19 protein-coding genes are annotated in these 24,309 nt (G+C 63.8%); 10 read left to right on the top strand and 9 right to left on the bottom strand.

All coding sequences use genetic code 11. The features are described 5' to 3' along the window. Nucleotides 1–5 precede the first annotated feature (5 nt). From AC19YX_RS17195 to AC19YX_RS17205, 3 genes are read left to right on the top strand one after another with little or no spacing between them, the layout of a single operon-like run. Nucleotides 6–1,133, top strand: a complete 1,128-nt coding sequence (locus tag AC19YX_RS17195; protein WP_078471946.1) for a GNAT family N-acetyltransferase — start codon at nucleotides 6–8, stop codon at nucleotides 1,131–1,133. Further along, nucleotides 1,130–2,902, top strand: coding sequence for a sensor histidine kinase (locus AC19YX_RS17200; RefSeq protein WP_500606655.1), 1,773 nt, complete (start codon nucleotides 1,130–1,132; stop codon nucleotides 2,900–2,902). Before AC19YX_RS17195 ends, AC19YX_RS17200 begins: the two co-directional genes overlap by 4 nt. Continuing rightward, a complete protein-coding gene (locus AC19YX_RS17205; RefSeq protein ID WP_201127661.1) occupies nucleotides 2,892–4,289 on the top strand; it encodes a sigma-54-dependent transcriptional regulator in 1,398 nt (465 codons plus the stop codon). The genes AC19YX_RS17200 and AC19YX_RS17205 overlap by 11 nt, the downstream gene beginning before the upstream one ends. Before the next feature lie 24 nt (nucleotides 4,290–4,313). On the opposite strand, the gene AC19YX_RS17210 is transcribed toward AC19YX_RS17205, so the two are convergent. Then, nucleotides 4,314–5,327, bottom strand: coding sequence for an alpha/beta fold hydrolase (locus tag AC19YX_RS17210; RefSeq protein ID WP_500606765.1), 1,014 nt, complete (start codon nucleotides 5,325–5,327; stop codon nucleotides 4,314–4,316). A 220-nt stretch (nucleotides 5,328–5,547) separates the two neighbouring features. Further along, a complete protein-coding gene (gene metE / locus AC19YX_RS17215; RefSeq protein ID WP_500606656.1) occupies nucleotides 5,548–7,860 on the bottom strand; it encodes a 5-methyltetrahydropteroyltriglutamate--homocysteine S-methyltransferase in 2,313 nt (770 codons plus the stop codon). A 107-nt stretch (nucleotides 7,861–7,967) separates the two neighbouring features. Here metE and metR point away from each other — a divergent pair, with 107 nt between their 5' ends. After that, on the top strand, nucleotides 7,968–8,885 hold the full coding sequence (metR, locus tag AC19YX_RS17220) for a transcriptional regulator MetR (protein WP_500606657.1): 918 nt from the start codon (nucleotides 7,968–7,970) through the stop codon (nucleotides 8,883–8,885). A 39-nt stretch (nucleotides 8,886–8,924) separates the two neighbouring features. Here the strand turns inward: metR and AC19YX_RS17225 are convergent, their stop codons facing one another. From AC19YX_RS17225 to AC19YX_RS17240, 4 genes are all read right to left on the bottom strand, one after another. Next, the gene (locus tag AC19YX_RS17225; protein ID WP_201132059.1) at nucleotides 8,925–9,431 is read right to left on the bottom strand and encodes a GNAT family N-acetyltransferase; all 507 of its coding nucleotides are present in this window, start codon (nucleotides 9,429–9,431) and stop codon (nucleotides 8,925–8,927) included. A 145-nt stretch (nucleotides 9,432–9,576) separates the two neighbouring features. After that, nucleotides 9,577–10,011 (bottom strand): NUDIX hydrolase, encoded by a 435-nt coding sequence (locus tag AC19YX_RS17230; RefSeq protein WP_500606658.1) that lies wholly within the window; start codon nucleotides 10,009–10,011, stop codon nucleotides 9,577–9,579. Nucleotides 10,012–10,068: 57 nt separating this feature from the next. After that, a complete protein-coding gene (gene nosR, locus AC19YX_RS17235) occupies nucleotides 10,069–11,433 on the bottom strand; it encodes a response regulator c-di-GMP phosphodiesterase, NosR family (protein WP_500606766.1) in 1,365 nt (454 codons plus the stop codon). A gap of 174 nt (nucleotides 11,434–11,607) precedes the next feature. Then, nucleotides 11,608–11,874 carry a type B 50S ribosomal protein L31 gene (locus tag AC19YX_RS17240; RefSeq protein WP_201127672.1) on the bottom strand — a complete coding sequence of 89 codons (267 nt, stop codon included), beginning with the start codon at nucleotides 11,872–11,874 and terminating at the stop codon, nucleotides 11,608–11,610. A 313-nt stretch (nucleotides 11,875–12,187) separates the two neighbouring features. Between AC19YX_RS17240 and AC19YX_RS17245 the strand changes: the two genes are divergently transcribed. From AC19YX_RS17245 to AC19YX_RS17255, 3 genes are all read left to right on the top strand, one after another. After that, nucleotides 12,188–13,807 (top strand): FMN-binding glutamate synthase family protein, encoded by a 1,620-nt coding sequence (locus AC19YX_RS17245; protein WP_078471952.1) that lies wholly within the window; start codon nucleotides 12,188–12,190, stop codon nucleotides 13,805–13,807. 57 nt (nucleotides 13,808–13,864) lie between these two features. After that, nucleotides 13,865–14,149, top strand: coding sequence for a putative quinol monooxygenase (locus AC19YX_RS17250; RefSeq protein WP_078471953.1), 285 nt, complete (start codon nucleotides 13,865–13,867; stop codon nucleotides 14,147–14,149). Between the two features lie 66 nt (nucleotides 14,150–14,215). Further along, nucleotides 14,216–14,512 (top strand): cupin domain-containing protein, encoded by a 297-nt coding sequence (locus tag AC19YX_RS17255; protein ID WP_078471954.1) that lies wholly within the window; start codon nucleotides 14,216–14,218, stop codon nucleotides 14,510–14,512. Between the two features lie 16 nt (nucleotides 14,513–14,528). Here AC19YX_RS17255 and iaaH read toward each other — a convergent pair whose 3' ends face one another. Further along, nucleotides 14,529–16,034, bottom strand: a complete 1,506-nt coding sequence (iaaH, locus tag AC19YX_RS17260; RefSeq protein WP_500606659.1) for an indoleacetamide hydrolase — start codon at nucleotides 16,032–16,034, stop codon at nucleotides 14,529–14,531. A gap of 81 nt (nucleotides 16,035–16,115) precedes the next feature. Then, nucleotides 16,116–16,847 carry a helix-turn-helix transcriptional regulator gene (locus tag AC19YX_RS17265; RefSeq protein ID WP_500606660.1) on the bottom strand — a complete coding sequence of 244 codons (732 nt, stop codon included), beginning with the start codon at nucleotides 16,845–16,847 and terminating at the stop codon, nucleotides 16,116–16,118. A gap of 208 nt (nucleotides 16,848–17,055) precedes the next feature. Between AC19YX_RS17265 and AC19YX_RS17270 the strand changes: the two genes are divergently transcribed. Continuing rightward, the gene (locus AC19YX_RS17270) at nucleotides 17,056–18,180 is read left to right on the top strand and encodes an OpgC family protein (RefSeq protein ID WP_500606661.1); all 1,125 of its coding nucleotides are present in this window, start codon (nucleotides 17,056–17,058) and stop codon (nucleotides 18,178–18,180) included. Nucleotides 18,181–18,281: 101 nt separating this feature from the next. Here the strand turns inward: AC19YX_RS17270 and AC19YX_RS17275 are convergent, their stop codons facing one another. Further along, the gene (locus tag AC19YX_RS17275; protein ID WP_020298537.1) at nucleotides 18,282–19,703 is read right to left on the bottom strand and encodes an amino acid permease; all 1,422 of its coding nucleotides are present in this window, start codon (nucleotides 19,701–19,703) and stop codon (nucleotides 18,282–18,284) included. Nucleotides 19,704–20,341: 638 nt separating this feature from the next. Between AC19YX_RS17275 and AC19YX_RS17280 the strand changes: the two genes are divergently transcribed. After that, a complete protein-coding gene (locus tag AC19YX_RS17280; protein ID WP_500606662.1) occupies nucleotides 20,342–20,800 on the top strand; it encodes an REP-associated tyrosine transposase in 459 nt (152 codons plus the stop codon). Between the two features lie 242 nt (nucleotides 20,801–21,042). Then, the gene (locus AC19YX_RS17285; protein ID WP_500606663.1) at nucleotides 21,043–24,150 is read left to right on the top strand and encodes a transglycosylase domain-containing protein; all 3,108 of its coding nucleotides are present in this window, start codon (nucleotides 21,043–21,045) and stop codon (nucleotides 24,148–24,150) included. Nucleotides 24,151–24,309: the final 159 nt, after the last annotated feature.

The following is a 24,309-nucleotide window of genomic DNA, read 5'->3' on the forward strand; positions in this document are numbered from 1 at the left end:
GAGACGTGATTACCGCCCAAGCCTATTCGACCATCCAGGCCATCGACCGCCGTGCCTGGAATGACTGTTTCCCGAATGCCTTGGAGGACTGGGACTATTACCTGGCGGTGGAAAACGCCGGGATCGAAGACTTCCAATGGCGCTACCTGGCGCTCTATGAAGGCTCGACCCTGGTGGCGGTGGCGCCGGCCTTCACCACCGGGTATCGGCTCGACACCACGGTCCAGGGAATCGGCAAGCGCATCACCGAGCGCCTGCAGCGCTATTGGCCGGGGCTGTTGCAACTGCGCCTGTACGCCATCGGTTCGCCGGTGGCCGAACAGTGCAATGCCGGCACCGCCAGCCATGTGCCGGTCGAACGGCGCCAGGCCTTGCTGGAACACCTGTTGCTGATCGCCCAACGCGATGCCGACGCCCTCGGCATCGGCCTGCGGGCGGTCAAGGACGCCCCCAGCAGCGACCGGCAATGGGCCGACAGCTGCCAGGCCGCAGGTTTCCAGGCGATGCCCAGCCTGCCGAGCGCGCTGCTGCCGATTCCCTTTGGTTCCATCGACGCTTACCTGGGCACCCTGGGCAAATCCACCCGCAAGGACCTGCGGCGCAAACTGCGCGCGCCGGGCCCGCGGATTGAATGGCGGCGCTCGATCGACGACGTCATGCCCGACATCATGCGGCTGTATGAGGCGACGCTGGCGCGCAGCGACCTGCAATTCGAACGCCTGCCGGCGGACTACTTCACCGGCATCCTCGAACACCTGGGCGAGCGCGCGGCCTGCGTGCTGTACTGGATCGACGAACAACTGGTGGCGTTCAACCTGATCCTCATCGACCGGCATCGGCTGATCGACAAGTTTTTCGCCCACGACCTGGACCTCACCCGGGAGCACAACCTGTACATGCGTAGCTGGCTGGCCAATGTCGACTACTGTATCGAACACAAGATTGCGCTGTACGAGTGTGGCCAGGCCGGCTACGCCAGTAAACTGCGCCTGGGCTGTTCCTTTACCGGCAATACGCTGTTCTTCCGGCATCGAAACCCCTTGCTCAACACCCTGCTCAAACTGATAAAACTGTTTGTCCGCCCGGATCGATCCGACCCCGCCATGGCTGCTGCAATAAGCGAAAGTTCATGACCAAAAAAGAACGCCGTCCCCCGCGCCCGTTTGCCATCTCTCGCTGGAGCCTGCAGCGCAAGCTGGTATTGGCCTTCTGGATGGTCAGCGTGATCCCGACCATGATCGCCGCCGAGCTGGCAGCGGCCACCCTGTCGGAAATCTTCGACAGCAACGTGCGTATCTGGCTGCAGGAGTCGACCAAGATCGTCGAGGACGAGATCACCGAAATCCTCCACGACAACGCCCGTATCGCCCAGCTGTTCCTGCGCTACACCCGCCCGCCCACCGATCGCAATGCGGCCAAGCACGACAAGCTGACCGCCGACATTGCCGACTCGATGGGTATCGACGTGGTGGCGCTGATCCGCAAAAGCGACCACAAAGTGGTGTTCAGTACCGCTGCCGACAACATCGTCGGGCAGATCAGCACTGCGTCCAATGCCGTGCTGCAGACGGTCCAGGTCGGCGGCGTGGCGACCGGCGTGGTGGTCTCGACCTTCCAGACCACCCTGGATGGCATCGACTACCAGCTGCTGATCGCCACCTACCTGGATGCCAGCTTCCTCACCAGCGTGGCCGAAGTGCACTCCCTCGACCTGCGCCTGTACCTGGCCAAGGCCGACGATTTTGCCGAGATCTTCGCCACCCAGCGCTTCGAGGATCACCCCAACCGGGTGCCGGAAAAAATCGAAGCGATCCTGCGCACCACGCGCCAGCCCAGCGAACAGTTCACCAGCCGCTACAGCGGCCTGTATCGGCCGATCTTCAATGACAGCGGCGACCTGGTGGGGGTGATTTTCAGCGGCCTGCTGCGCCACAGCAGCCTGGTGGGGCTGGTCAACCAGAGCAACCTGTTCATCCTGATTTTCCTTCTCAGCTCGGCAGCCTCCCTGGCCGTCGGCTGGCTGGTCTCGCAACGCCTGACCCGGCCCTTGCGCGGCCTGTCCAAAGGCGTGCAAGCGGTGATTGCCGGCGACTACCGACAGCGGGTGCCGGTCAGCGGCGGCGATGAACTGGCCGAGTTGAGCAGCACCTTCAACCACATGACCGAGCGCCTGGGCGAGTTGCAGCACCTGGAGTCGCAACTGCGTCGCCGTGATCGACTGCATGCCCTGGGCGAGGTTGCCATGGGCCTGGCCCATGAAATCCGCAACCCGCTGGGCATTATCAAGACCGCGACCCAGTTGCTGCACCGCCGTGCCGACTTGCCCGACGGCGATAAGCGCCACCTGGAATACGTGATCAGCGAAGTCAGCCGCATCAACGACCTGATCACCGACTTCCTCGATTTCGCCAAGCCCAGCGCGCCCATGCGCTCGACCCAGCCGGCCCGGCCGCTGATGGAAGAACTGATCGGCTTCTGCGAACCGGAACTGGTCCTGCACAAGATCGATGCGCGGATCGACGACCAGGCCCCGGGCGCGACCCTGTACGCCGATGCACGCCAGCTCAAGCAGGCCTGCCTGAACCTGGTCCTCAATGCCATAGACGCCATGCCCGAAGGCGGACGCCTGACCCTGGGCATCGCCCAGGACGAGGACTACACCATCATCAGCGTCACCGACACCGGGCAAGGCATCGAGCCGGACATGCTTGAACGCATCTTCACGCCGTTCGTCACCACCAAGGCCTCGGGCACCGGCCTGGGCCTGGCGAAGGTGTTCTCGATCATGGAAAACCATGACGGGCACATCGAATGCAGCAGTGAAAAAGATGCCGGCGCCACGTTCAGCCTGTACATTCCGGCCAACGGTGAAGATGACGAAGAGGACGCTGATGACGCATAACCTGCTGGTGGTCGATGACGAGCCCAAACTCTGCGACCTGCTGTCGTCGGCCCTGAGCCAGAACGGCATCCAGGTGTTTACCGCCAGCAACGGCCTGCACGCGCTCAAGGTCCTGGAGCAGGAAGACATCGACCTGGTGATCAGCGACTGGCGCATGCCCGGCATGGATGGCCCGCAACTGCTGGCCGAGATCAAGCTGCGCTACCCGCAGTTGCCGGTGATCGTGATGACCGCCTACAGCACGGTGAAAAACGCCGTGCAGTCGATGCGTGACGGCGCCTACGACTACATTGCCAAACCCTTCGATATCGACGAGCTGGACATCACCGTCAGCAAGGCCCTGCAGTTTCGCGACATCCTCAAAGACAACCAGCGCATGCGCGCCGAGCTCGACGAGCACCAGCAGATCGACAGCCTGGTGGGCGACAGCCCGACCTTTCGCCGGGTGTTGCAAGCCGTGGATTCGGTGCGTGAAAGCAGCGCCACCATCCTCCTGACCGGCGAAAGCGGCACCGGCAAGGAAATGGTTGCCCGAGCCATCCACAAGCACGGCAACCGCGCCGGCCGGCCGTTTGTGGCGGTCAACTGCGCGGCGATTCCCGAAGGTCTGCTGGAAAGCGAGATGTTCGGCCACCGCAAGGGCGCCTTCACCGGCGCCGTGGCGGACCGGGTCGGGCGTTTCCAGCAGGCTGACAAGGGCACCCTGTTTCTCGATGAAGTCGGCGACATGCCCCTGGCGTTGCAGGCCAAGATATTGCGCGCCCTGCAAGAACGGGTGATCGAACCGGTGGGCGACCCGCGCGAGCGCAAGGTCGATGTGCGGGTGATCGCCGCGACCAACAAGAACCTGCTCGAAGCGGTGGCCAACAAGGAGTTTCGCGAGGACCTCTACTACCGCCTGAATGTCTTCCCCATCCCCCTGCCCGCCCTGCGTGAGCGGGTCGAAGACATCGCGCCCCTGGCCCGCCACTTCGCCCATACCCTGGGCGCCACCGCCGGCAAACGCATCAGCGGCTTCAGCCCGCAGGCCCTGCAGGCCATGGCCAACTACAGCTGGCCGGGGAATATCCGTGAACTGCAGAACTGCGTCGAACGCGCGACCATCGTCGCCAAGGGTGCAGTGATCGAAGAGAACGACCTGCCCGATTACCTGTTCACCCCAGCACCGGCCGACAGTGCTCCGGGGGTCGCGCTGAGCGCAGGGGCCAGCGTGCCCAGCGACCTGGAAGCGGCCCTGGCCGAGGTGGAAAAAGCCTACATCCTCAGCGCCCTGCAACAGAGCAATGGCGTGCAAGCCGCCGCCGCGCAATTGATCGGCATCTCCGAGCGCAGCTTCTGGTATCGCCTGAAAAAGCTCGGGATCCAGGTCGATAAAATCATTCGCTGAGCCTCAGCCTGTGGCCGCCCCTGCTCACAGCAGGTTCGGTGCGGCCAGGGGTTCGATCTGCGCCCAGTGCGAGGTGTCTTCACGGTGGGCTTGCAGGTACGGCAGCACCGCCGCCAGCAACGGCGCCTTGAACGCCTCCTGGAAACGATGGGCCAGCCCCGGGATCAGCTTCAATTGGCTGCCCTGGATATGCGCGGCCAGGTGCACGCCGTGCATCACCGGCAGCAGCGGGTCGGCGGTGCCGTGCACCACCAGGGTCGGCACCCGCAATTGGTTGAGCAGGGTGACCCGACTCGGCTCGGCGAGGATCGCCATGATCTGACGCTTCACGCCTTCGGGGTTGAATGCACGGTCGTAGGACTCCGCAGCCTGGTGCAACAGCACCTGGCGATCGTCACTGACTTCGGGGCTGCCCAGGGCCGCCAGCAAATCGGCCTGCTGCTCCAGGGCCACCGCGCGGTTTGGCGCACCGCGTCGCGAGAGCAACTGCACCAGCGCCGCATTGGGCGCGGGCAGGCCCTCGGCGCCGGAGCTGGTCATGATCAAGGTCAGGCTTTCCACCCGCTGCGGCGCCATGGCGGCCAGGTGCTGGGCGATCATCCCGCCCATGCTCGCGCCCAGCACATGAAACTGCTCGATATGCAGGGCATTCATCAGGCCCAGGGCATCGTCGGCCATGTCCGTCAGGGTGTAAGGCGCCGCCACCGGCAGGCCGAGCTTGTAGCGCAGGACCTCGAAGGTCAGGTTGGCGCTGTCCGGCACCTGGCGCCAGGTGGACAGGCCCACGTCGCGGTTGTCATAGCGGATCACCCGAAACCCCTGCTGACACAAGGCGACCACCACCTCGTCGGGCCAGTGGATCAGTTGCCCGCCCAGGCCCATCACCAGCAATAACGCCGGGTCCGAGGCACGGCCGATGCTCTGGTACGCCAGGCTGACCTGCTCCAGTTCGACCCGTTGGGTGAGGACATTGACGTCGCAACGCGAAGCGCCAAAAGACAACTGGCCGAGCGTCAGCCCGGCCAGCAACAGCATCATTGAAAAGAATCGTACCCGCATGAACAAACACCGAAACGCAGAACCCCAGTAGAGCGCGAGTCTGATGAAGTCTGTTCAAGCGCGCTGCCACAGTTGCGTGACAGTTTGATGAAGATTGCCCAGCGGTCGTCTTTCGACGACACCTTGTAGCCGCTGCCGATAGGCTCGGGCCGCGTTCGGACGCTGGCCCGTACCCGCGCCGGGGTTCCAACGGGTGTAATCAACCCAACTGGCTGCGCAGTTGCCGGGCGGCGGCGACCATGTTGATCAGGGCCGCTTCGGTCTCGGGCCAGGCGCGGGTTTTCAGGCCGCAGTCCGGGTTGACCCACAACCGCTCGGCAGGGATGCGTTTGACCGCCTTTCTCATCAGCTTGACCATTTCCGCGGTGTCCGGCACCCGTGGCGAGTGAATGTCATACACCCCTGGCCCAATGTCGTTGGGGTAGTCGAACGCCTTGAACGCCTCCAGCAGCTCCATGTCCGAGCGCGAGGTCTCGATGGTGATCACGTCGGCGTCCATGGCGGCAATCGACTGGATCACGTCGTTGAATTCGCTGTAGCACATATGGGTGTGGATCTGCGTCTGGTCCTGCACCCCGCTGGCACTGAGGCGGAACGCCTGCACCGCCCAGTCCAGGTACTCCTGCCACTGCGCCCGGCGCAGGGGCAGGCCTTCGCGGAACGCCGCTTCGTCGATCTGCACGATCTTGATCCCGGCGGCTTCCAGGTCCAGCACTTCATCCCGCAGGGCCAGGGCCAGTTGCTGCGCCTGCACCTTGCGCGACACATCTTCGCGGGGGAAAGACCACATCAGCATGGTCACGGGACCGGTGAGCATGCCTTTCATCACCTTGTCGGTCAGGCTCTGCGCGTATTGAATCCAGTCCACGGTCATGGCCTTGGGCCGACTCAGGTCACCGTAGATCACCGCCGGTTTCACACAGCGCGAACCGTAGCTCTGGACCCAGCCGAAGCGGGTGAACAGGTACCCGTCCAGTTGCTCGGCAAAGTACTCGACCATGTCATTGCGCTCGGCCTCGCCGTGCACCAGCACATCCAGCCCCAGCCTTTCCTGGACCTCCACCGCGTGGCGGATCTCGCTGTGCATGGCATCGGTGTAGTCGTTGGCCGACAACTTGCCCTGCTTGTAGGACTGGCGCGCCAGGCGGATCGAGGCGGTCTGCGGAAAGGAGCCAATGGTGGTGGTCGGGAACAGCGGCAACTGCAAGCGTGCGCGCTGCACGTCGATGCGCCGGGCAAAGGGTGACTGGCGCTGGCTGTCGGCCTCGCGGATCGCGGCGATGCGGGCCTGGACCTGGGCCTTGTGGATACGCGGCGAACGCGCCCGGCTGGCCTGTACTTCACGACTTTGGGCCAAGGCAGACTGAACGCTGGCGGCCTGTGGATCGTTCAGCGCATCACGCAGCACGGCAATTTCGCCGCACTTCTGCACGGCAAACGCCAGCCAGCTCTTCAACTCGGTATCGAGCTGGTCTTCACGCCCCAGATCCACCGGGCTGTGCAGCAACGAGCAGGAACTGCTGACCCAGAGGTTGTCGCCGAAACGTTCCTGGGCCACTTGCAGTTGCTCCAGGGCCTGCTCCAGCTCGCAGCGCCAGACGTTGCGCCCGTTGACCAGGCCCACCGACAGAATCTTGTAGGTCGGCAGGCGATCCAGTACCTGGCCCAGTTGCTCCGGGGCCCGCACGGCGTCGATGTGCAGGCCGTCCACCGGCAGGCCGACGGCCAGGCCAAGGTTGTCTTGCAGGCCGCTGAAGTAGGTCGCCACCAGTTTTTTCAGCGGTGAGTACTGAAGGATGTGATAGGCGCGCTCAAAGGCGCTCTTCCATTCCAGGGGCAGGTCCAGGGTCAGGATCGGCTCGTCGATCTGCACCCATTCCACGCCCTGGGCCTGAAGCCGCTTGAAGATTTCGCCGTACAGCGGCAGCAGGCGCTCCAGCAGCGTGAGCTTGTCGAACTCATTGCCCTTGGCCTTGCCCAGCCACAAGTAGGTCAGCGGGCCGATGATCACCGGTTTGACCTGGTGACCCAGGGCGTGGGCCTCATCGACTTCGTCGAACAGCTGGTTCCAGCTCAGGCTGAACCCCTGGTCAGCGCTGAATTCCGGGACCAGGTAGTGGTAGTTGGTGTCGAACCACTTGGTCAGCTCCTGGGCGTATTGCGCCTGGCCATGCTCGCCGCCGCAGCAGCCGGTGCTGGCGCCACGGGCCATGGCGAACAGGGTGTCGAGGGTCGGCAGGCCCTGGCCGTCCTGGGTGCTGGCGAAACGCTCGGGAATCACGCCGAAGCTCAGCGAATGGGTGAGCACCTGGTCGTACCAGGCGAAATCGCCCACCGGCAGCAAATCGATGCCGGCGGCTTTCTGCAACTGCCAGTGCCGGGCCCGCAGCTCACGGCCGACGCTCAGCAAGGCGCTCTGTTCAAGGTCGCCCTTCCAATAGGATTCGAGGGCTTTTTTCAGTTCGCGGTCAGCGCCGATACGTGGAAAACCGAGGGTGTGGGCCAAGGCCATGAGGTGTTCCTCCCTATAAAAGATGGCGCCATTGTCGACAGCCAGCCCAACATGAGACAAACTCAACCTTTTCGTGTTGATCACAAAATTTATTCATGGAGAACCTGGTGCTCGAAATCCGTCACCTGAAGACCCTGCACGCCCTGCGTGAATCCGACAGCCTGGTGGAAGCCGCCGAGCGCCTGCACCTGACCCAGTCGGCCTTGTCCCACCAGTTCAAGGAACTGGAAGACCGCATGGGCATGCCATTGTTCGTGCGCAAGACCAAGCCGGTGCGCTTCACCAGCGCCGGCCTGCGCCTGCTGCAACTGGCCGATGCCACCCTGCCCCTGCTGCGCGGCGCCGAGCGTGATATCGCGCGCCTGGCCGGCGGCACCGCCGGACGCCTGCACATGGCCATCGAGTGCCACAGCTGCTTCCAGTGGTTGATGCCGACCATCGACCAGTTCCGCGACGCCTGGCCGGAAGTCGAACTGGACCTGGCATCGGGTTTTTCCTTTGCGCCCTTGCCAGCCCTGGCCCGGGGCGACCTGGACCTGGTGGTGACCTCCGACCCGCTGGAGCTGGCGGGCATCACCTACGTGCCGCTGTTCACCTACGAAGCCATGCTCGCGGTGGCCAACCAGCACTCGCTGGCAAGCAAGGCCTACATCGTGCCCGAGGATCTGATCAACGAAACCCTGATCACCTACCCGGTCGAACGCGATCGTCTGGATATCTTCACCCGCTTCCTGGAGCCAGCGGACGTCGAGCCGGCGCAAGTGCGCACCTCGGAACTGACGGTGATGATGATGCAACTGGTGGCCAGTGGGCGCGGCGTGTGCGGCATGCCCCATTGGGCGCTGCATGAATACAGCTCGCGGGGTTACGTCAAGGCCAAGCGCCTGGGGGACAAGGGCTTGTTCGCCACGCTGTATGCGGCGATTCGCGCCGACATGCTGGATGCGCCCTACATGCGCGACTTCCTGCTGACGGCCAAGGACACCTCGTTCTCGACCCTGGACGGGGTCAGCGCCGTTCGCTGATCCGGGCATTCCCGGTGGCGCGGCGTGCGGCGGGTGCCGCTAAAGCTCGCGGGCTTCGCGGCACATATGGATTTTGTCGAAGTAGTCATCGCCGACCCGCACTGCCAGGGATTCGAGGCCTGACTGCATAAAACCGCAGCGACGATACAAGGCGATGGCCGCGTCGCTGCCGGCGGTCACGGTCAGCTGAATCAGGCGCACCTGGGGCTGCTCGCGCGCCTCGGCGAGAACCCCCTGCACCAGTTGGTAGCCCACCCCGCCTTGACGCCAGGCCTGGCTCACATACAGACCGAACAGGGTCGCCTTATGCCGGGCGTGCGCCTCAAGCTCCAGGGCCAGGCCGACAATCCCCACCAGCACCTCGCCCTCGAACGCCCCCAGCAGCAGGTCCAACTCATCGTCCAGGCGCGCCGCCCACCAGGCCAGGGGGATCGCCGCACGGTCGCCGATGCTGGAGGCAAACGCCTGGGGATGGCGCGCGTAGGCTTCCAGGGACAACGCCCGATATTGCGCGGCGTGGCGCCCGTTCAGACGCTGGATAAGCACGTCGCTCACGGCGGGCTCAGGTTCCGCGACCCGGCGCGGGCAGCAGGCGCAAGACCGGGGCGGCCAGTAGCGTCAGCAATGAAGCGGCGGCGAAGATCAGGTCATCGTGGCGTGAAATCATGGCAATCCTCGGCGAGGGCCCAGGTCAGGCCGGGGGTGTCAGCGAGGCACGATAAAACGGCAGGATCAGATCCCTTGTCAATGGCGCCAGGTGCAGGTTGATATCACTGTGCGGGTCGACCCAGCACACCTCCTCGATTTCTGCAGCCGGGGCCACTTCGGCGTCGATCTCCAGCAAAAACACCTCGGCCTGCACCACGTAACCGGGCTCGTTGGCCGCGGGCGCCGAGAACTGGCCGAGAAAGCGCGCCTGGGCCGGATCCACCTGCAAGCCCAGTTCCTCCTCCAACTCCCGCGCCAGGGCGACGGCCGGTGATTCGCGGGCTTCGATCTTGCCCCCCGCCTGCATAAAGGCCTGGGTTCCGCGCTTGCGTACCAGCAGCGTGCGGCCATCCGGGCTGAGCAGGAGGCCGGCGGCGATGTGAATAATGGCGTTCTTGGAGTCGGTACAGGCAGTCATGGGAGCGGGTCGGCCTTGAATGAAAGGCGCAAGGATCCCACGCACGGCCCCTTCGCGTCACGGCGCCAGGGCTGGTTTTTCGCTGCCGGACTGCTCCTGGACCACCCTGACAAATACGCTGTAGCGCGCGCCCTCCATGGTCTCGAAGGCAATCAGCTTGTCCACCAGGGGCAGGTTGAGCACCTTGCCGGCATTGAGCAGGAGCATGCCGTTGTCGGCGTTCAGGTTGCGCGCCAGCAGCATTCCGGCTTGCAGTTCCCGGGTGCCGAGAACCTTGACCGAGGGGTCGCCCAGGGTCACGTCCGTGAGGTAGACCGCGCACACCTGGACAAAGTCTTCGACCAACTGCGGGTCATAGAACTTGCCCGCGAACTTGCGGATAAACACCAGGGCCTCGTCGCTGTTCATCTGCCGCTCGAGGATCAGCCCGCGCTGCAATTCGATGAAATCCACCGCCAGCTTGAGCAAGCGCGAGCCAAAGGGAATGGTTTCGCCCTTGAGGTGATCGGGGAAGCCGCTGCCGTCCCAGTGCTCCTGATGGTGAAGAATCAGCCGGGCCGCATCCTGCATCGGCTCCAGGGTCATCAACAATGATTCGCTCTGCTTCGGATAGGTACGGTACAGCTCGCGGTCGTGGTGGTGCATCAGGTCCGCCGGGGACCTCATCATGCTGTCGCTCCAGCTCAACTTGCCGATGTTGTACAGCGCGGCAGCCATGGCCAGGTCCCGACTGCTGCCTTCGTCCAGGGCGTGCACCCTGCAGTAGGCGCGCACCAGCTCGATGATCTGGCGGTTGGTCTGCTTGGCCGGTGGCAGGCGCTGGTTGACCAGCAGCGAGAACAGCTCGGTGCCGGTCGCATAACTGTGCTTGAGCTCCTCATAGGCCAGGTCGAGCATGTCGGCGGTCTGCTGCAGCTCGGCGGTGCGGGCAGCGACGCGTTTTTCCAGCTGGCTATTGAGGGCCCTGAGTTCGCCGTTGCGGGTTTGCGCGAGGGTTTCCAGGCGCTGGCGCTCACGCTCGCTGTGCTGATGGGCCAGGGCCTGGCGCAGGGTCAGCAGCATCTCCTGGTCGTTCCAGGGTTTGCTCAGGTAGCGGTAGATCTGGCCTTCATTGATCGCCTTGACGATCAGCGCCAGGTCCGGATCGCCAGTCAGCAGAATGCGAATGGTCTGGGGATAGTCCTGATGAATGCGCGCCAGCAGGCTGGCACCGTCCATCTGCGCCAGGTGCGCGGCGCTCATGACCAGGTCGATCGGGTGCTGCGCCATCAGCTCCAGGGCCTGGGCGCTGCCATGGGCCAGGTAAAGGTGGTAGGGCTCTTCACTCAGCAGTTCAGCCAGGCTGGTGAGAACCGAATCTTGCTCGTCAACCAGCAGCACGCCGGACGCTGGTGTGGAAATGGCAACGCTGTGCTCACCCATGGCGACACCTCGGGTCAACATCGATGCACTGATCCTTATTGGAAGGGCAACAGCAATCCGTGTTGTTTGAGCTAAGCGTAGCCAGGTTTCAGCAAGCAATGATGGCTTTTTAATACCACTGATCCGCACACCCGAGCGCACTGCTGCCACCGCAGTGCTCCCGGGGCAGCTGGTTCAGGCGTTCTTGCCGCCCGAACCGAAGGACGCAAAACGCTTGTTGAAACCGGCGATACGGCCTTCGGACTGGGTCTTGCGCTGTTGGCCGGTGTACACCGGGTGCGAGGCGCTGGACACGTCCAGGGTCACATAGGGGTAGGTCTGGCCATCGCTGTGGGCCAGGGTGCGATCGGTGTCGACAGTGGAGCCGATCAAAAAGAACACATCGGCTGCGGTGTCGTGGAACAGCACGGTGCGGTAGGCGGGGTGGATTCCAGGTTTCATCTGTGGCCTCCGAGGGCTTGGCATGTGATTAATACGTTATATAGTAACATATAACGCCCACCCAAACGAGAACCGATTGCAATAAGCGCCAAAGCAAATCGTCTATCCGACCACCGAAACCCGCGGGACAGACGCCAGCGGGTTGCCCCGAGACGGAGATCGCTCGTAAGCTCCACCCTTCGCCAACACCGTGAACCACCCTGAGCGCCCCGACCGCGACAAGCTGGACACCCCGTTCCGGCCCCCGTTGTCTGCCTATTTCCACAGGCCCCGAGCCTGACTGGATTGATGAGTCCGAACCCAAGGAAACCGTATGAGCCTGTCACTCCTGAGCCGCTACGCCTTCTTTGCCGCCTGTGTGATCTTTACCCTCGCCAGCCTGCCCTTTCTTGAACACGACTGGCTGTGGCCGATCACCCTGGTCACTGGCCTGCTCAGCCTGCTGGGTATTTTCGACCTGATGCAAAGCCCTCATGCGGTGCGCCGCAACTACCCGATCCTGGGCAATATCCGTTACCTGGTGGAAGGCATCCGCCCGGAAATCCGCCAGTACCTGCTGGAGTCCGACAGCGACGCCCTGCCCTTCTCCCGGGCCCAGCGCTCCCTGGTCTATTCCCGGGCCAAGAATGAAAGCGCCGACAAACCCTTCGGCACCCTGATCGATGTGTACCAGTCGGGCTTCGAATTCATCGGCCACTCCATGCGCCCGGCGCCCCTGAGCGACCCCAGCAGCTTTCGCGTGATCGTCGGCGGCCCGCAGTGCACCCAGCCGTATTCGGCCTCGGTGTTCAACATTTCGGCCATGAGTTTCGGCTCCCTCAGCGCCAATGCGATCCGCGCCCTCAACCAAGGCGCCAAGCTCGGCAACTTCGCCCATGACACCGGCGAAGGCAGCATCAGCCCCTACCACCGGGAAAACGGCGGCGACCTGACCTGGGAGCTGGGCAGCGGCTACTTCGGCTGCCGCACCGCCGACGGCCGTTTCGACCCGGACCGCTTCGCCGCGCAGGCCCAGAACCCGCAAGTGCGGATGATCGAAATCAAGATGAGCCAGGGGGCCAAACCCGGCCACGGCGGAATTCTGCCCAAGCACAAAGTCACCGAGGAGATCGCCGAGACGCGCGGCATCATGATGGGCGAGGACTGCATTTCGCCGTCACGTCACAGCGCCTTCTCGACGCCGATCGAGCTGATGCAGTTCATCCAGCAACTGCGCGAACTCTCGGGCGGCAAGCCGGTGGGCTTCAAGTTCTGCCTGGGCCACCCCTGGGAATTCATGGGCATCGCCAAGGCCATGCTGGAAACCGGCATCCTCCCGGACTTTATCGTGGTCGACGGCAAGGAAGGCGGCACCGGCGCGGCACCCGTGGAGTTCACCGACCATATCGGCGTGCCGATGCGCGAAGGCCTGCTGTTTGTGCACAACACCCTGGTGGGCCTGAACCTGCGGGACAAGATCAAGCTCGGCGCCAGCGGCAAGATTGTCAGCGCCTTCGACATCGCCAGCGTGCTGGCCATCGGCGCCGACTGGGCCAACTCGGCGCGCGGCTTCATGTTCGCCATCGGCTGCATCCAGTCGCAGTCATGCCACACCAACAAATGCCCGACCGGTGTCGCCACCCAGGACACCCTGCGCCAGCGCGCCCTGGTGGTGCCGGACAAGGCCCAGCGGGTGTTCAACTTCCACCGCAACACCCTCAAGGCCCTGGCCGAGATGCTTGCTGCCGCCGGCCTCGACCACCCTTCGCAACTGGAAGCCAAGCACCTGGTGCGGCGCATGTCGGCCACCGAAATCAAACTGTTCTCGCAGCTGCATGTGTTCCTCAAGCCCGGCGAATTGCTCACCGGCGAGGTGGACGGCGCGTTCTACTCGCGCATGTGGCAGATGGCGCGGGCCGACAGTTTCGAACCCAATGAACAAGCCGCAGCTTGATTGACCGGATTACGTGTGCCCGCCCCGCAAGGGTCGGGCGCAGCGACAAGGATTGCCATGCTCAAAGTCATCGCTGAAGACTTCATCCTCCCCGAACACCTCGACACCGTACGCCCGTGGTACACCGAGCTGGTGGAAAAAACCCGCCAAGAACCGCTGTGCATTGCCTACGAGCTGTTTGTCGACCAGAAAGACCCCGGGCACTTTATCTTTATCGAGCTGTGGCCCGACCAGGCAGCACTGGATGCCCACTGCCGGACGGAGCACTTCACCCGGCTGGTGCCGCAGATCAATCAGTTCCAGGCCCGGGACTGCCGGGTGCTGCTGATGAACCCGTTCTGATACGCCCCCTTACGCTGACCGGACCACCGAAAGCACCGCCCCCCCTGCCCCTTTCGGAGTGACCCCATGCCGTTATTACCCTTTGACTCACTGGCCAGCCAACTGCCGGGCACCTGGCGCTCGCAAGTGCTTGGCCAGGTCGGCCCCGCACGCATCAAGGTGCTGCGCATGGACCCGCAGGCCTACATCGAAGAAACCCACGACTACAACGAAGGCCTGCTGGTCACCAGCGGCTGCCTGCAACTGACGGTGGCCGGCGAGCCGGTGACCGTGGAGGCTGGCCAGATGTACCTGGTGGAAGCCGGCGTGCCCCACGCGGTGCTGGCTGGCAGCCATGGCACCCTGGTGATCATTGACCTGTAGCGCGCAACCCTCGGCGCTACTCGGCAGGCAGCGGCCTGGGGCCCCAGATTGACTCCAGGGTCCGGCCGATCGCCAGCAGGCGCGCGTCGCTGCCCGGCAAGCCATCGATCTCCATGGCCACAGGCAAGCCGCTGTCCGCCCCCAACCCCACTGGCAGGCTCAGGCCGGGCATGTCGACCTGGCTGCCGGGGTCGGTGTTACGAATGATCCGGGCAAAATGCTGCGCGCTGCTGGCCTGTTCGTCGGCCTTGATCGCCACCTCGGGCACCGTGGGGAAGACCAGCGCATCCAGCTGGTGATCGGCGAAAACGCTGTGATAGAGCTCGCGCAAGGCCGGCAGGTGGCGAGTGATTGCCTCCTGATAGGCCTCGGCACCGGGCTGCAATTGCCCGTCCGGCCCCGGCACCCGCCCAGGCACGATCATCCGGGTAAAGATGGCCTGGACATCGGGGCTGGCGATGCCCTCGACCAAGGCCTCGAACGACACCCCGGCGGCCTGTTCCTGCAGATACGCGGTTAGCGCCTGGCGCGTCTCCATGATCACCACCGGCAGCGCGACCTTGGCATGCAATTGGGTCAGCCCGGGCATGGCCACTGGCACCAGCTGCACCCCGGCCAGGCGCAGTTTTTCCAGGGCTGCCCGGGCCTGGGCGGCGACTTCAGGGTCCAGGTCGGCCCAGTGGAAATCCGCCACCCCCAGCCTGATGTGTGACGCGGGCACAGGCGTTGCGGCCAGTGCCGGGGCGCCACTGAGGATGGCATCGAGCAGCACAATGTCGCCCAGGGAATTGGCCATGGGGCCAGGGGTGTCACGCCGCGGCGAGATCGGCGTGACGCCCTGGCCGCTGTAGCGACCCACGGTCGGGCGAAAGCCGACGCAGCCATTCAGGGCGCAGGGTTCGCGCGATGAGCCGCCGGTATCGGTGCCCATGGCGATCGGGATCAGGCGCGCGCCCAGCGCCGCCGCACTGCCTGAAGATGAGCCACCGGCAATCCGCGATGGATCGAATGCGTTGCGCACGCCCACCGTTGCCCCATGGAACGCCCGGTTGTAGCCACTCGCGCCAAATGACAGTTCGTGCATGTTGGTCTTGCCCAGCACAATCGCGCCGGCAGCCTGGAGCCTGTCGATCAGCGGCGCATTGTGGGCCGGAAAGAAACCGGCCAACGCTGGAGTGCCCGCGCTGTTGGCAAAGCCCTTGACCTGGATATTGTCCTTGATGGCGATGGGCACGCCGCCCAGGGGCAGGCAGCCCTGGCCCGCGGCCAGGCGCGCATCGGCGGCACGCGCCTGGGTCAGCGCGGCCTGCGGCGCCAATGAAATAAAAGCGTTGAGCTCGGGTCGCGCCTCGATACGGGCCAGCCAGAAAGCCACCACCGTCGCACTCGAGACCTGGCCCTCGCAGATCGCACGGGCCGTGTGTTCAGCGCTCAACGACAGCAGGTCCAGCGGCGCTTCGACAGCAGGCGTGGCACCGCTGGCCAACAGGCCAAGCGCCAATAGGCAGAGTCGGGTATTCATAACGATCCTGGGTATCGGTCGAGCTCCACCATGGCGCTCGGAGCCCGCATTAATGCCTCGCCGGAGACCCGTCAGACATCCTCAGGATTGAGGAGGCGCGCCATGCCGTGCCCGCCACAGCGCCAGTTCGGTACGATTGCGGGCCCCGGTCTTGGCCATGGCGTTTTTCAGGTGGGTGCGCACGGTGGTGAAGCCGATATTCATCAAGCGGGCAATCTGCTTGTCGCTGCAGCCCTGGGCCACATGCCCCGCCACCCGCTGCTCGCGTGCCGTCAGCAGCGGCGCCGCACCGGCTTCTAGCACCAGGGCTTGCTGCAAATAAGGGTTCAGCGCATCCAGCAGGCACACTTCGCGCTGGCCGAACGCCGGCTGACCAGCGCCGCGCCAGACCCGGAAATCCCCCAGGTCGCGCTCCTGATCGAACACGAACAGATTGATCCCATGGTGCATGCCACAGGGCTGGAGAAACTCACGGTAATGGGCCCCCTGCTCCAGCTCCCGCCGGCTGATGACCTCATCGACCCGGGTCGCGCGCCGCCGAGCCCGCAGTAACGGGGTGATCCTGTCGTGCAGGTGCACGCGTTGCTCGTAGTCGCGCAGGCGGCTGGCCTCGATATTGATCGCGGTGCCCTGCAGCGACCGGTTCAGCCGGCTGTCCCAGATATAAGAGGCGGCAAAATCGGCCCGCAGCAACTGCGCAAGGTCACCCAACACCTGCTCCCGTACGGATGGGCCTGTTTCCGCGCTGCGCAGGCGCCACACAATGCTCGCGAACAACTCGACTTCAGGACCGGTCATTTTTACGCTGTGCATCGCAGTACTCCCTGATCTGACATTGATGACCCTGCGCCGGGGTAAAGCTGCCCTGTGCCTCGGACTCGTCCGATTAGCCCCCGGGCGCTGCTCCGCCCTTTGCAATTGGCGAGCAATCACGCCACCCTGCGCGCCGCCGATAGGTGGCGCGCAACCTTTTGCGCCGCCCGCGACTCCTTATTAGACCTTCGCTCAAGAGCCCGACGCCATGCTTAACGGACGCGACCCGCGCATCGACTTCTTTCGTGGCCTGGCGCTGATCTTCATTTTCTGGGATCACGTGCCGCAGAACCCCCTGGCCCAATTTACCCTGCGCAATATCGGTTTCAGCGACGCGGCGGAAATCTTCGTATTCCTTGCCGGCTACGCGGCGGTACTGGCCTACGGCAAGGTCGTGCAGCGCGATGGCTACCTGGTGGCCTGCGTGAAAATCCTGCGCCGGGCCTGGGTCCTGTATGTGGTGCATATCTTCCTGCTGGCGCTGCTGATGGGCATCGTGTTCTTCGCCAACAGCCATGTGCAGACCCGCGACCTGGTGCAGGAGATGGGCTTGCAGTACTTCCTCACCCACCCGCAACAGGCGTTGATGGATGAGTTGCTGCTGCGCTTCAAACCCAGCCTGATGGACCCCTTGCCGCTGTATATCCTGCTGTTGCTGGGCCTGCCGCTGGTGCTGCCGATGCTGCTGCGCAGGGCGCAGTATGTGGTCGGGCTGTCAGTGGTGCTGTACCTGCTGGCGCCCTGGTTCCAGTGGAACCTGGCGGCCCAGGAAGGCGGCGTCTGGTTCTTCAACCCGATGGCCTGGCAGCTGCTGTTTATCCTGGGCGGCGCCGCGGCCATCCATGGGCAAAGGCCCGGGTTGGCTGAGCGGCGGCCACTGCGCCGGCAGCCGATGTTTGTCGGTGCTACGGCGTATCTGCTGCTCAGCGGATTGCTGGCCCTGTCCTGGAAATGGCCCGAAGTGCACGACGCGTTCATGCCCAGGATGCTCGGCGAATGGCTGTACCCGATCAGCAAGACCAACCTGTCGCCCTTGCGCCTGCTGCACTTCCTGGCCCTGGCCTATGTCACGGCCAGGTTGCTGCCGGATATCGGCTGGACGCGCCACTGGCTGGCGCAGCAGTGCGCGCGCATGGGCCGCTACTCGCTGGAGGTGTTCTGTTTTGGCGTATTGCTGGCGCCCCTGGCGGACATGCTCAACGCCCAGGCGGACGATGCCCTGGCCATGCAGCTGTTCAGTGCTGTGCTGGGGGTCGCGCTGATGGTAGCGCTGGCATCCTGGCTGGACTTCAACAAGCGCCTGAGCCAGCCGGCCCACGCGGCCATCGCTTAGCCGGCGCAGGACGTTGGCGCCCTGCCCGACGGCCCTTTATCGGGCGCCATAAAAAAGCCCCGGTCACTGGACCGGGGCTTTTTCATTCAGGGACGCGCGGGTTACAGCGTCGAGCCTGCCGAAGCCTGGCGGGCTTCAGTCGGTTGCAGCTTGAACACATAGAACAGCACCGTCAGCAGCACCAGGAACGCCGGCCCGACGTACAGCGCGACACGGGTTTCCGGGAAGTAGGCCATCAGCCCCACCACCAGAACCAGGAACGCCAGGGCCAGGTAGGAACTGACCGGGTACAGCCACATGCGGTATTTCAAGGCCGCACGCTCGGCAACGCTCAGGCCTTTGCGGAACTTGAGCTGGGCCAGGAGGATCATGACCCAGGTCCAGATCGCGCCGAAGGTGGCAATCGCGGTCACCCAGACGAACACCTTCTCAGGCGCCAGGTAGTTGAGCAGCACGCCCAGCAGCAAGGCACCGATCGACAGCAGCAGAGCACGCCGTGGCACACCGTTGCTTGAAGTCTTGGCGAAGCCGGCAGGGGCCTGACCGTTCTGCGCCAGGCTGTAGAGCATGCGCCCGGTGCTGAAGATGCCGCCGTTGCAGGACGACAGCGCAGCGGTGATCACCACGAAGTTGATGATGCCGGCAGCGGTCTTGATCCCCAGGCGCTCGAAGGTCATCACGAACGGACTGCCCTGGGTGCCGATTTCGTTCCACGGGTAGATCGACAGGATCACGAACAGTGCGCCGACGTAGAACAGCAGGATGCGCCAGAACACCGAGCCGATGGCATTGGGAATGGTCTTCTGCGGGTTCTTCGCTTCACCGGCGGTCAGGCCGATCATCTCCACACCCAGGTAGGCAAACATCACCATCTGCAGCGACATCAGCACGCCGCTGATGCCATTGGGCATGAAGCCGCCGTGGGTCCACAGGTTGGAAATGCCCAGCGCCACGCCGTCGTTGCCGAAACCGAAGGCGATGATGCCGATGCCACCAATGACCATGGCAATGATGGTGACGATCTTGATCAGGGCAAACCAGAACTCGAACTCACCGAAGGCCTTGACCGCGATCAGGTTGATCGAACCCATGCTGATCAACGCCGCCAGGGCCCAGATCCAGCGCGGCACATCGGGGAACCAGATCCCCATGTACACCGCCACGGCGGTGATTTCCGCGACGCAGGTCACCAGCCACAGGAACCAGTAGTTCCAGCCGGTGAGAAAGCCTGCCAATGGGCCCAGGTAGTCTTGTGCATAACGGCTGAACGAACCTGCGACCGGGTTATGCACCGCCATCTCGCCGAGGGCGCGCATGATCACCAGAATCGCCAGGCCGCCGATGATGTAGGACAGCATGATGGCCGGACCAGCCATTTCAATGGCCTTGGCCGAACCGAGGAACAGGCCGACGCCGATACAGGCGCCAAGCGCCATCAAGCGAATATGCCGTTCGCCGAGTTCGCGTTTTAGCGGGCCGCCCTGAGCGGTCTCGCCTTGGGGCAGGTGATTGCCAACTGGCATAGGGATACAACCTCATCTTGTTATTGGATATGAGCCACCGAGTCTGCGAAGCACAGGCGGATAACCTGTACGAGCTCTACCGGCCCGACCTTGTGGATCGAACCGTCTGGCCGGACAAACCGGCGAGATCAGCGGGGCGAGCAGTATAAAAAGCTCCCTACAGGGCTTTTCACTCTATAAGTAGCTAAATTCAGCGAGAAATCTCGGCAATAACCCTTTTCACGGAGGAGCATTACCTGGAGATCTGGCCGAGAGTCATTTTTAAACGGCGCCGAGTATTGCACAGCAATGGTGCAGCGTCATGCCCCTACCTAGGCCGTATTTACCGGCGCGAAGGCTCTATCACAGGCCTCAGGCCGACGCTTCGGGGCTTAGTGGGCTCTCAGATCGGAGAGGCATGCCGCGTGCTCAGCCTTTGCGACTGCTGCGCAGTCGAGTGCGAGCAAGCTCCCTCGCCATAAACGGCCGTGTCGGGCCTGGCTAACTGCAAGCGCTCAGTTGCCCTCAGCCACGTTGCGGTGAGGGAGCTTGTGCCTTCGCCACAAGGCTGAAATATCTATAAACGAGGCATGGCCCCCACTTCGAGGTCAAGCTGCTAGCGTCCAGGATTCATTTGTTCAGAACCTGGAGGCAATGGAATGCCGCACCGTCCACAGTCCCATCGATTGCGCCACGGCCGGCACTCTGAAAGCGGCCGGGCCTATCTCATTACCACCGTGGTCTACCGTCGACGCCCCTTGTTTTCCGACTGGCGCTTGGGACGGCTGGTGGTCGCCGAGCTGAAACGGGCTCAGGATTGCGGTCAGGTCGAATCGCTGGCCTGGGTGCTGATGCCGGGTCACCTGCATTGGCTGCTGCAACTCGAAAAAGCCACGTTGCCCCAAGTGGTCCAGGCAGTGAAATCCCGTAGTACCCATCAAATCAATCGACGTCTCGGTTCCGATGGGCCCTTCTGGCAAAGCGGCTATCACGACCGGGCCGTCCGTGACGGCGAAGACTTGCAACACATCGCACGCTACATCGTCGCCAACCCCTTAAGGGCCGGCTTGGTGAAAAAGGTTGGCGACTATCCACTCTGGGATGCCTGCTGGCTATAAACGCTCGTTTTTAATCCCCCTTGTGGCGAGGGAGCTTGCTCCCGCTCGACTGCGCAGCAGTCGCAAAACCTGAGTACGCGGTGTGGTTGATAGGCCTTTGGGGCCGCTGCGCGCCCCAGCGGGAGCAAGCTCCCTCGCCACAGGGGGGTAGAAAGATCGCTTTGACAATTTTTTCAGCGGCGCCAAGCACCGACTAAGCTTCATGCAAGTCCGATCAATCTGCGTGAATGGATCAATCGACTATGGGCGCTTTATGGCAGACCGATTCAAGTAAACCCCAGGTGCCCACTGATCGTGCGGATGAAGCGCCCCCTGCCCAAAAGCGCCGTCCGCGGCGCCATGCCTGGCGCCTGTTCTGGTTATTGCTGCTGTTGACCCTGATTGCCCTCGGGTTTGCCGCAGCCCGCGAGATTCGCACTTCGAAGCTGCAAGCCCGTGAGTTCAGTCGATTCGCCAAGGACCTCAGTTACTCGGTACAACCCGGGGCCAGCGATGCGGTGCTGTATCCCGGCGCCGGGCCCTTTGACAAACGCCTGGGTTACAGCGCCATGGGCGAGTTTCTGCCGCGCCTGCTCAAACGCGGTTACCTGATTGAGTCCCAGGCGCGGTTCTCCCCCGCCTTGATGGACTACAGCGAGCAGGGATTTTTCGTGCCCTATGCCGAGAAGATTCAGGCAGGACTGTCGATCACCGACTGCCGCGCCGCGCCGCTGTATCAATTCAACTACCCGCAACAGCTGTACTCCAGTTTTGCCGCGATCCCGCCGCTGGTGGTGCACAGCCTGCTGTTCATCGAAAACCGCGACCTGCTGGATGCCAGCCAGCCCTTGTCCAACCCTGCCGTGGACTGGCCGCGCTTCGGCAAGGCCGCCTGGTCCCAGTTGGCCAAGCTTCTGCACCTGCCGGGGCAGACCGCCGGCGGCAGCACCCTGGCCACCCAGCTGGAAAAATATCGCCATTCGCCGGACGGCCTCACGGTCTCGGGCGGTGAAAAGCTGCGGCAGATGATTTCCGCCAGCGTGCGCGCCTATCAGGACGGCCCGCAAACCCTCGAAGCCCGCCAGCGAGTGGTGCGCGACTACCTCAATAGCGTGCCGCTGTCGGCGGTGCCCGGGCACGGCGAAGTGCATGGCATGGCCGAGGGGTTACGGGTCTGGTACGGCGCCGACTTCAGCCAGGTCAACGCGCAGCTGGCGAGTACCGCCAGCGACCCGCCAAGCCTCGCGCAACGTGGCTTGGCCCTGCGTCAGGTGCTGTCGCTGATGATTGCCCAGCGCCGGCCCTCGCATTACCTGGCCAAGGGCCGCAGCGAGCTGGCCGACCTGACCGATAGCCATATCCGCCTGCTGGCGCAGAGCGGCGTGATCGACCCGGCCCTGACCGCCGCGGCCCTGGCCAGCAAGGTCAGCTACCGCGACTGGCAACAACAACCGACCCTGCAACCGATCGAGACCAACAAGGGCATCAGCGCGGCCCGCAGCCGCCTGGCCAACCTGCTCAACCGACCGCTGTATGACCTGGATCGCCTTGACCTGTCGGCCACCAGCACCTTGCAAAGTGACCTGCAACGCCAGGCCACCGACTACCTCAAGCACCTGGCTGACCCGGCCTTTGCCGGGCAGATCGGCCTGCTCGGCGAGCGCCTGCTGACCCCCGCCAGCACCACCCAGGTGCGTTACAGCTTCACCTTGTTCGAACTCACCGCCGACGGCTCGCGGGTACGGGTGCAGACCGACAGCACCGACCAGCCCTTCGACATCAACGAAGGCAGCAAGCTGGAACTGGGTTCCACCGCCAAGCTGCGAGTGCTCACCACTTACTTGCAGATCATCTCCGAGCTGCACGACCGCTACGCCGATCAATCCGCCGCGGCCTTGAAGAAAACCGAAGTCTCCGACCAGGATCGGCTGAGCCGCTGGGCCGTCGACTACCTGATCCAGAACAGCGACCGCAGCCTGCCGAAAATGCTCGACGCGGCCCTCGACCGCACCTATTCCGCCAGCCCTGGGGAAGCCTTTTTCACCGGCGGCGGGCTGCATCACTTCCATAACTTTCGCAACGAAGACAACGGCCGCAGCCCCAGCCTGCGCGACGCCCTGCGGGAGTCGATCAACCTGCCGTTCATTCGCCTGATGCGTGACCTGGTGCGCTACAGCACCTATGGCGGTCCCGAAAACAGCGCGCAGTTGCTCAAGGACGACGGCGACCCGCGGCGCCAGGAATACCTGGCCAGGTTCGCCGACCGCGAGGGCACATCCTTCCTGCTGCGGTTCTGGAAGAAGTACCGCAACAAGGACACCCAGGCGCGCCTGGAAACCTTCCTCGACAGCATGCACCCCACCGCCATCCGCCTGGCCGCGGTGCACCGCTACCTGCTGCCGGACGCCAGCCAGGACAGCTTCAACAGCTTCGTGCGGTCCCATCTCAAAGGCGTCAAGCAGCCGGAAAAACTCACCGATGAGCGCCTGGACAAGCTCTACGCCAGTTACGGCCCCGGTGCCTACGACCTTCCCGACCAGGGCTATATCGCCAAGGTCCACCCCCTGGACCTGTGGCTGCTGGGTTACCTGCTGAACAACCCCGACGCCAACTTCACCCAGATCGTCAAGGCCAGCGAGTTCGAGCGCCAGGAGGTGTACAGCTGGCTGTTCAAGAGCCGGCACAAGAGCGCCCGCGACAGCCGCATCCGCACCATGCTGGAGATCGAAGCCTTCCTCGATATCCACCAGCGCTGGCAACAGGTCGGCTACCCGTTCGACCACCTGGTGCCGTCCCTGGCCACGGCCATCGGCAGCTCCGGCGACCGCCCGGCCGCCCTTGCCGAACTGGTGGGCACCATCCTCAACGATGGCGTGCGCCTGCCGACCCTGCGCATCGACAGCCTGCACTTTGCCGCCGACACCCCTTATGAAACCCGGCTGCTCAATGACCCCGACAAGGGCAAGCGAGTGATGCCTTCAGAGGTCGCCACCGCGCTGCGCGGCGCCTTGTCCCAAGTGGTGGATGCCGGCACCGCGAAGCGGGTCTCGGGCAGTTTCAAACTGGCCGATGGCACGCCACTGGCCATGGGCGGCAAGACCGGCACCGGCGACAACCGCATCGAGGCCATCGGTGCCGGTGGGCGGGTGCTGAGCTCGAAGTCGATCAACCGTACCGCGACCTTTGTGTTCTACATCGGCGATCACCACTTCGGCACCCTCACCGCCTTCGTTCCGGGCGCCAGCGCCCAGTCCTTCAAATTCACCTCGGCGCTGCCAGTGCAAGTGCTCAAGGGCATGGCACCGATCCTGATGCCGTACCTGCAACCCGGCAGCAACAGCCAGTGCCTGGGCAGCGTGGCTCAACGCTGAGTTCCCCCCTGACAGCGCCGTAACAGGTGGCCGCGCTCGTCTCACAGCCGTCCCGCGATTCCGACTTTTCAAGCACGATGCAAGACACTTGCCCGTCTTTTCGAGGCCTGGGGCCTCAGTCCTCGCCAACTTGCTCTCCGACCAACGGCGGCTCTGTGC

It is taken from the genome of Pseudomonas sp. MF09150 (assembly GCF_059862355.1).